This is a genomic window from Bacillus multifaciens, from assembly GCF_030756675.1.
Classification (GTDB): Bacteria; Bacillota; Bacilli; order Bacillales; family Bacillaceae_G; genus Bacillus_A; species Bacillus_A multifaciens.
Map to the genome: position 1 here is coordinate 1 of NZ_JAVBXD010000078.1, position 7,743 is coordinate 7,743.

A 7,743-nucleotide genomic window follows, 5' to 3' on the forward strand; every position below is an offset into this window, starting at 1 on the left:
GACAACAAAGAAATGCGGAAGTGGCTCGTTCAGAATGTGAGGGGGATGGAGCTTCTGACGTAGAGGTGTTTTTTACCTCGTAGGAAGAAGCGAAGCCACTGAAGCTGGACAATGCTTTTGCCGAATTTTGAGGTGGGAGTATTACTGCCCGCGAATAGCAGGATAAAACGAAACGATGTAACATAGGAGGTTATTTTATGACTATTTCAGTAGAAGAACAATCAAATCAACGAAAATACGCCCTAACTGCAGGCATATCATTGATCATCATGGCACTTATTGCATTTTTTTCCTCTGGATTCGCCCATGCAAGCCTCGTTGTGAAAGGAGATGCTAGTGCCACCTATCACAATATCATGGCAGCACCTCTCCTTTTCAAGGCTGAAATCCTTGGCTGGTTCATCATCCTAATAACCGATATTGTGGTCGCCTGGGCTTTTTATATTTTCCTAAAGCCTATTCATAAAAACCTTTCATTGCTCGGTGCTTGGCTCCGTCTTATCTATGCGATGATATTAGGAATAGCCATACTCAATTTGCTATTTGTGCTGCTTCTTACAAAAAATACAACTTATCTATCATTCTTAAAAATCGATCAACTACAAGCACAAATCATGCTATATTTAGAAGCATTTGAGTCTATTTGGTCGATCGGTTTAATCATTTTTGGTGGACACCTCATGATTGTCGGCTACTTAACTTTCAAATCAGTCAGCGTACCAAAAATCATTAGCATCTTATTGCTGCTTGCCTCAATAGGCTATATTATTATTCACTTATGTAACACGTTTTCTCCAGAATATGATAGGTTTATTTCCATACTTCAAATTGCATTTAGCATCCCAATGATCGCCGGAGAACTGGGCTTTGGTATATGGCTCTTACTGAGAGGAGGAAAAATCAAGAAAAATTGATGACAGCTTCCTAAAAGTTTTCTTTATGGATTCGCTTCTTAATTCTACTTAACGACTCTGGGGTAATCCCAAGATAACTCGCTAACTGATGTTGAGGTACACGATCGACTAAATGAGGGCGCTTCCGTAATAGTGACTTGTAGCGTTTTTCAGGTGTAGATGCAATAAATGAAGCCAATTCATCTTGCATATCACCTAGTTTTTCCTCAATCATCTTACGTGTCATAGCTTCCAATTGTGTATATTTGCTATACATGTCTTTTTCAGTATCAAGGTCTCCAACGACTACTATACAGTCTTCTAGACAAATTAAAGAATACGGAGATGACTTATCTTGTTTATGATGATGAAAATTCGCAATCGCTTGTTCTTCTGTATAAAAGTTTGATGTGATTTCTTTTCCCGCTTCATCTATCGAATACTGCCGAACGCAGCCCTGCAATACGAAATAACATTTAGAAGAAACATCTCCTTGTCTAAGGAGCATCGTTCCTTTTTTATATTCTTCAATATGTATCTCTTTCACAATTTCCTGTTGCTGTGCTTCATTAAACGTTGTAAATTTACTTAAATACTTCAATAATATTTTTTCCATATTGATTTCCTTTCAGCTCTTGATTCACTTTTTTAAATTTATTTCGTGATAGAATCTGAATATCCTCTGTGACATGGTTCACCTTAACGTATCTAAATATCACCTTGTATTTTTTATAAATCCACAGCGTAACACATACACCGAATGCCAATTATAATGTTTTTTTGAAAGCGTATTAATTTCCACATAAAAGTAAGTTACAATAGAACAAAAAAGAAATGTTTGTCATGAATTGAAAAAGCTATAGGGGTATAAGAAAATGAAAAATAAACTTCATGAACTCAATAAGCAAAAAAAACCGCTATTCGTCACTGTGTATGACCAGTTGTATACATTAATTATGGATGGAACATTTCCTCCAGACAGTAAGCTTCCAACAGAACCTGAATTGGCCAAAATATTTGGTGTCAGCAGAATGACATTACGACATGCTTTAGCACTGCTTCAGGAAGATGGATTGGTGAAAAATATCCACGGAAAAGGAAATTTCATTACAAAATTTCATCATAATGAAAGTATGGATGGCTTAGAGAAGTTAGGGCATCCGTTATATAAATGCTATACGGAAAAAATAGACGATATCGAACTTACTTTCCGAATTGACCTAGTTACAGACTATGCCATGCAAGTATTAAATCAAGAAATGACTGCCGTGGTTGCATTGGAACGCTGGTATAAAAGTAACGATAAAATCGTAGCTTTCGCTTTTACAATGATGCCAATCGAAGCTGTTTCGAAGTTAAATCTTGACTTACAAAACGAAAAACAAGTATTGGAAATGTTAGAGGAGAAAATATATGAACTCGCTAATTCCTCTACCATCGAAATTAAACGCTCTAATTCCGTCAATACTCCATCATTAAAATATCAACTTTTCCACGGAGAAGAATGTGATTTAATTTTAGAAAGTATCTATATTAGCGATAAATATCCTATCGTTTATAATAAATATTATATACCAATCGAATTTAGTCAGATTAAGATTAAAACATCCAAGTAATTGGAGAAAGCTCTTAAAAATCCTTTTCTTTTAGGGGGGCGAAAGCATCTGGTTATGCATAGAAGCAGTCAGATCCTTTTCCTGCCACATGCAATGTTTCAAACAAAAATGAGAAAGCTAGTGCATGTCATGTTTTGCTCTGCATACTCACCATTAATACCCTTAGTAAATAAACAAATTAAAAGAGCAAGTTTTGAAAAAGATGAATCAAAACAAGAGAACCCCCTTTGAAAAAATAATTCAAAAGGGATTCTCTTATTAGATTACAAATTATTCCTCAATCCTTTGCTGCGCAAAACCCATTCTACACATTGACCAACGAAACGTTGTATTTTGGATTTCATCAAACATATCCCACAAGTTATTTACGAAACGCAGTTCAACATTACGTTTAAACAGCTCTTGAAATACATCAACGACTTCGAATTTCGCAATTGGAATTTGCGATGTTTCACTTACATAATAGCCTGCATTCTCATCTTGCAGTGTGAACTCATTTATATCAAATTCATACAAATATAACTTCGTATTTTTCATCGTTTCATACCATTTGTTTTCAATAACGACGACATGCGAACATGACTTTGATGATAGATACGTTTGCCTGTCGCTTTCAGATGTATTTGGACCAACACGATAGCAAACACGTGGACAATTTCTAGGCATCAAAAAATTAGGTAAACATTGATCATCGATTGCCCATACAAGCCCTTGCGTTGGATTTAGGTCCGTTCGAGTCGGTTTTCGGGGGTGAAACACTTGAATATCACTCTCTTCACTTACATGAAATATTCGCACACGCTTCCCTCCTTATCATGCATGGTCCCTTATTTTCTTAATTTAAATACAATAAAGTCCGCACAGTGTAAGTCCTCTTCAAATTGCGGATACTTTTTTAGCATCTCTACGGAAGGCATCGGTTCAATAACATCTACTAAAGTAAACCCTACTCGGTGAATCGTCTTAAAATAGCTCGTCAATGTGCGATGATAAAATACAACTTTTTCATCGGAATCTACCGGAAACCTTTGATCATATACTCCTTCATAGAAATAACGCTGAACCTTCCAATATTGTTGATCGACTTGTTCATGACGCATCCATCCACTATTTGGCGTGACAAAACAAGGATGAAGAATGGAGAAAATAAACGTACCACCTTGCTTTAAGAGCCTGTACATCTCACTTAATGCTGCCTCATAATTTTCTAAATCTTGAATAACCATATTTGAAACAATCATATCGTACTGTTCATCTGCTAAAAAATCGAGTTTCTCACAATTTCCCTGTTTATATTCGATTGCTTCACCGCTTTTCGTTCTTTGTTTAGCAATTTCAATCATCTTTTCCGCATAATCAACAGCTGTTACAGTAGCACCTTGTTTGGCAAGGATTCTACTTAAATAGCCTTCTCCACATCCAGCATCTAAAAGATTTTTTCCTTTAACATCTTCTATTAATGAAAAAAGTGCAGGATTTAACAATACCTCTCTATGAATACCACCATGCTCATCATAGCCTGCTGTAAAATATTCTGCATGTTTGTTCCAACGCTTAATTGCTTCATCGGTCGTCATTGTTCTTTTCATCGTACGCCCTCTTTTCTGTATTGGTCGTAACGTTACGTTTCTTGTGCACACTCTTATTTTTGCATTTTTATAAAAAAAGATATAGACTTATAATTCAGTTTTTTGTATCATGTAGATAGTGTCATGTCTTTTTTAATATGAAAGCAAGCCAGATATCCTTAGTTGGATGTCTGGCTTTTTTAATTCTTAAAATAGTAAGGCTTTCTCTTCAAATCAACAATTTAATTTACCACCGTTTTTTTTGTAACAAAACAGACAAATTCCAAAAGAAAGATGTATTGTGAGCAATGAAAAGGTATGGTATCCTTTTCATTATTAAGATGTATACAAGTTTTTAGACAACTGTACAATGTTTTGTATCACAAGGAGTTATCTTTCATAATCATGAAAGCGGAATCAAAGCATAAGATGCTTTTCATGCAACTACCTCCTTGTAAACATCATAAGAACAAGGTATGGTATCATTTTCACATTTTAGATGTATACAACTATACGATATTGTAAGGTGTTATCACACACGATTATGAAAGCGAAATCATTTTATTTTCAGCTATTCATGAAAACGTTTCCTTATAATCATCATAAAAAGGAAAAAAAGAATGGGTACAACTGTGCACAAGGAAATCCCACCTATGAAGCAAATGGCGTAGAAATTATTAAAGCCATCCGATTAATTAATAGTTAGATCATTATGATTTAGGAAGATCATTTCCTAGATCACAAAAGGAGAGGAATATCGCTATGTCTACAATAAATGCAGATGTAAGTATGAAGAAAACTCAGGAATATAGTGCTAAGAAAGCAGTACCTGTTACCTTACTGTTATTTCTATTATGTTTAGTAATTGACAATTCGTTTAAGATTATTTCTGTTGATATGGCAAAGGATTTTAACATTTCAGCAACAACAGTTAGCTGGCAAGCAACATTAGCTGGTCTTGTGATTGGAATTGGAGCAGTCGTTTACGCAGCTTTAGCGGATTCTATTAGTTTTAGAAAACTTTTTAGCGCTGGGATTCTTTTAATCTGCGCTGGTTCCATCATGGGATATATTTTTCAACATTCGTTTTTACTAGTTGTTATTTCACGTATTGTCCAAACTGCTGGTTTAGCATCAGCTGAAACGTTATATGTAATATTTGTTACAAAGCATTTACCTGCAGATGAACAAAAGAAATTTTTAGGATTAAGTACAAGTAGTTTTGCTCTTTCACAGCTTATCGGTGCATTAACTGGAGGTTATGTTTCAACATATTTCCATTGGACAACTCTATTTTTAATTTCTTTAGTAACACTTTTCACTCTTCCTTTTATTTTAAAATATCTTCCTAAGGAAGAAACAGAAAACAGTCATGTAGATATATTAGGATTATTTCTAGTTGGAGCCATTTCAGCGTCTCTACTACTATATATTACAGATTTCAATTGGCTTTACCTAATCTTGTTTATTGTTGCAATTGCCTTGTTCCTTACTTATATCAGTAAGAACTCAAAAGCGTTTATCGGAATCTCATTCTTCCAAAATAAGCAGTTTATCTCATTACTTGGCGTTGCGTTTATCATTTACTCTGTACAGCTAGCATATATTTTCCTATTCCCATTCTTGCTTGAAAAGATTTACGGTTTGCAGCTAGATACAATTTCACTATTATTAATTCCAGGCTATATCGCAGCGACTATCGTCGGAGCCCTTTCTGGAAAAGTTGCAAAGGTTATGGGAAGCAAGCAATGTATTACGCTCGCTATGTGCAGCATTATGATCAGCTTACTATTAGGCGGATTCTTTATCAAAACTTCTGTTGTTGTATTCGTAATCTCTATGGTTCTATTCTCTAGTTCATTTGCATTCATGTACGCACCTTTACTTGACTCTTGTATTTGTACAATTGATAAAGAGAAAACAGGAACAGCAATCGGATTTTATAACTTAACACTTAACGTTGCGATGTCAATCGGAATTGCCTACACAGCAGCGATGATGGACCATTCCGCAATGAAAAAAAGTTTCTTCGGAATGACAAACAATGTGGATGCTTCCATGTTTAGTAATATCCTATTCATTCTCGTACTAATTGCTCTATTCAGTTTATCTCTGTACTGGGTATTAGTAGGACGAAAAGCGACAAAATAGGTTTATAGATTAGAACCCTAAACTTAAAAGTTTAGGGTTCTTTTTTTATTAAAATAATGATTTCAAAGAAAAAACTATCCACCTATTAGGGGTCACCATACATATTAAATTTACCATGAAATAAAAAGAAACCAACCACCTGTAAATATTAAAAATTCTATAGAAAAGAATAAATTAGGAACCAATATTTTTTTTTGATTTTTCTCTTTATATAAGGCAATAATTGAAAATCCAATAGAGATAACTAATGGAATGATAAAAGCATAAAATATATACATAGAATCACGTGTGGTATTTACATAATTTTGGTCAGGATACATAAGTTCATTATAAAAAAACATATACACAAGTAAAGCGAAACAAAAAATTATATTTGCACCAATTGCAATACAAGTAATTTTACTCCGTAATATTTTCATATATTCTCCTTCTAAACATCTCATATGTTTTAAATAAACTACCAAAAACATTATATATTAATACAGAAATAATTAACATATAATGTAAAATAAAATTATATTGGGTATCACCACATCGCCATCGAGCTAAGAAAAGCAAATACCCCAAAACGATAAAATTGGCATCTCCCGGTGAAAATGTATAATTTTTTGTTTTAGGGGTATTATAAAATTCTTAAGTTGATGGGCATGGGGTCACCATATCAAAAAAAGAAAATTGTACGTTTAGACATAATTTAGACACATTTTAGCCAGTTCCCTGTACGTTAAAGAACTGGTTATTTAATTTAAAATACCTATGTAGTTTTTAAACAATCATTTTGACTATATTGGTATGCTGATATTCGTTCCAAATAGAAGGAATGGCCTTATCATGTCATTCAACTTAAGAGATTTTTATACCTTCAAATTAACCTTCTTGGTGAGAGTTCTTTATATAAAAATCCCTACAAATGTTGTAGGGATGAAGAACAGAGTAAGTTTGTTACATTGTATTATTTTTCACTAGAAGTAATACTTTATAAAAGATTGTTTTATCCATCTGTGTTCATGAGTACAACTCTCCAACCATCCGGATCTTCTATCGTAGTTCCCTTCTCTTTCCAATATGGATTTTCAGGTTCAACTTCATAATAATTCATTTTATTTAATCGATTCATTATTTTTTCAATTTCATCTTTATTAGGCATATAAAATACCAGTAAATTATCTTTTGTTGGTGCCGGACAGGGGCTTCCATTAACATGCCTCGTGAACTCAAGATGGTACTCTTCATCAGGCAATCCAAACATGACCCCGTCGTAACCTGCATGATTTTGAAACTCTCCTATGCGTTGTAAACCTAATCCTGTTTCATAAAAATTTATAACTTCTTCAAATTTATCTGTCGGTCTTGCAAATCTAAACTGAACCCAATTCTTCATGCAATTCCCTCCTTTAAAATTTTAAAAGCCCTTACAATAGTGTTTAATGCAAAATAAAAGTACAGAGTATTGCGAAGAATTCGCACATAGCATGAGTGCATAAAAAAAAGGCTTGCAAGCTCTTCCATTACCCT

General features: G+C 34.0%; 8 protein-coding genes. 3 read left to right on the plus strand and 5 right to left on the minus strand.

All coding sequences use genetic code 11. From position 1 onward, the window contains the following. The first annotated feature begins 197 nt into the window (after window positions 1-197). On the plus strand, window positions 198-914 hold the full coding sequence (locus Q9306_RS24235; RefSeq protein WP_306203147.1) for a DUF4386 domain-containing protein: 717 nt from the start codon (window positions 198-200) through the stop codon (window positions 912-914). Window positions 915-924: 10 nt separating this feature from the next. Here Q9306_RS24235 and Q9306_RS24240 read toward each other — a convergent pair whose 3' ends face one another. After that, window positions 925-1,509 carry a Crp/Fnr family transcriptional regulator gene (locus Q9306_RS24240; RefSeq protein WP_306203148.1) on the minus strand — a complete coding sequence of 195 codons (585 nt, stop codon included), beginning with the start codon at window positions 1,507-1,509 and terminating at the stop codon, window positions 925-927. Window positions 1,510-1,768: 259 nt separating this feature from the next. Here Q9306_RS24240 and Q9306_RS24245 point away from each other — a divergent pair, with 259 nt between their 5' ends. Further along, entirely contained in the window at window positions 1,769-2,509 is a 741-nt protein-coding gene (locus Q9306_RS24245; RefSeq protein WP_306203150.1) for a GntR family transcriptional regulator, read from the plus strand. Between the two features lie 270 nt (window positions 2,510-2,779). On the opposite strand, the gene Q9306_RS24250 is transcribed toward Q9306_RS24245, so the two are convergent. Then, a complete protein-coding gene (locus Q9306_RS24250) occupies window positions 2,780-3,307 on the minus strand; it encodes a DUF6886 family protein (RefSeq protein WP_306203152.1) in 528 nt (175 codons plus the stop codon). A gap of 29 nt (window positions 3,308-3,336) precedes the next feature. After that, window positions 3,337-4,098: a class I SAM-dependent methyltransferase gene (locus tag Q9306_RS24255; RefSeq protein ID WP_306203154.1), complete on the minus strand. Its 762-nt coding sequence runs from the start codon at window positions 4,096-4,098 to the stop codon at window positions 3,337-3,339. Window positions 4,099-4,839: 741 nt separating this feature from the next. On the opposite strand from Q9306_RS24255, the gene Q9306_RS24260 reads away from it, so the two are divergent. Next, complete coding sequence (locus Q9306_RS24260) at window positions 4,840-6,228, plus strand: MFS transporter (protein WP_306203156.1); 1,389 nt, start codon at window positions 4,840-4,842, stop codon at window positions 6,226-6,228. Between the two features lie 110 nt (window positions 6,229-6,338). Here the strand turns inward: Q9306_RS24260 and Q9306_RS24265 are convergent, their stop codons facing one another. Together Q9306_RS24265 and Q9306_RS24270 are read right to left on the minus strand one after the other, a co-directional pair. Continuing rightward, window positions 6,339-6,647 carry a hypothetical protein gene (locus Q9306_RS24265; protein ID WP_306203158.1) on the minus strand — a complete coding sequence of 103 codons (309 nt, stop codon included), beginning with the start codon at window positions 6,645-6,647 and terminating at the stop codon, window positions 6,339-6,341. Between the two features lie 572 nt (window positions 6,648-7,219). After that, window positions 7,220-7,609: a VOC family protein gene (locus tag Q9306_RS24270; protein WP_306203160.1), complete on the minus strand. Its 390-nt coding sequence runs from the start codon at window positions 7,607-7,609 to the stop codon at window positions 7,220-7,222. Between the last annotated feature and the right edge of the window lie 134 nt (window positions 7,610-7,743).

What these genes read in the sequence shown, in the direction of transcription:
- Q9306_RS24260 (WP_306203156.1), top strand. Translation starts at nt 4,840, where the DNA reads ATGTCTACAATAAATGCAGATGTAAGTATGAAGAAAACTCAGGAATAT.
- Q9306_RS24270 (WP_306203160.1), bottom strand. Translation starts at nt 7,609, where the DNA reads ATGAAGAATTGGGTTCAGTTTAGATTTGCAAGACCGACAGATAAATTT.
- Q9306_RS24240 (WP_306203148.1), bottom strand. Translation starts at nt 1,509, where the DNA reads ATGGAAAAAATATTATTGAAGTATTTAAGTAAATTTACAACGTTTAAT.
- Q9306_RS24255 (WP_306203154.1), bottom strand. Translation starts at nt 4,098, where the DNA reads ATGAAAAGAACAATGACGACCGATGAAGCAATTAAGCGTTGGAACAAA.
- Q9306_RS24245 (WP_306203150.1), top strand. Translation starts at nt 1,769, where the DNA reads ATGAAAAATAAACTTCATGAACTCAATAAGCAAAAAAAACCGCTATTC.
- Q9306_RS24265 (WP_306203158.1), bottom strand. Translation starts at nt 6,647, where the DNA reads ATGAAAATATTACGGAGTAAAATTACTTGTATTGCAATTGGTGCAAAT.
- Q9306_RS24235 (WP_306203147.1), top strand. Translation starts at nt 198, where the DNA reads ATGACTATTTCAGTAGAAGAACAATCAAATCAACGAAAATACGCCCTA.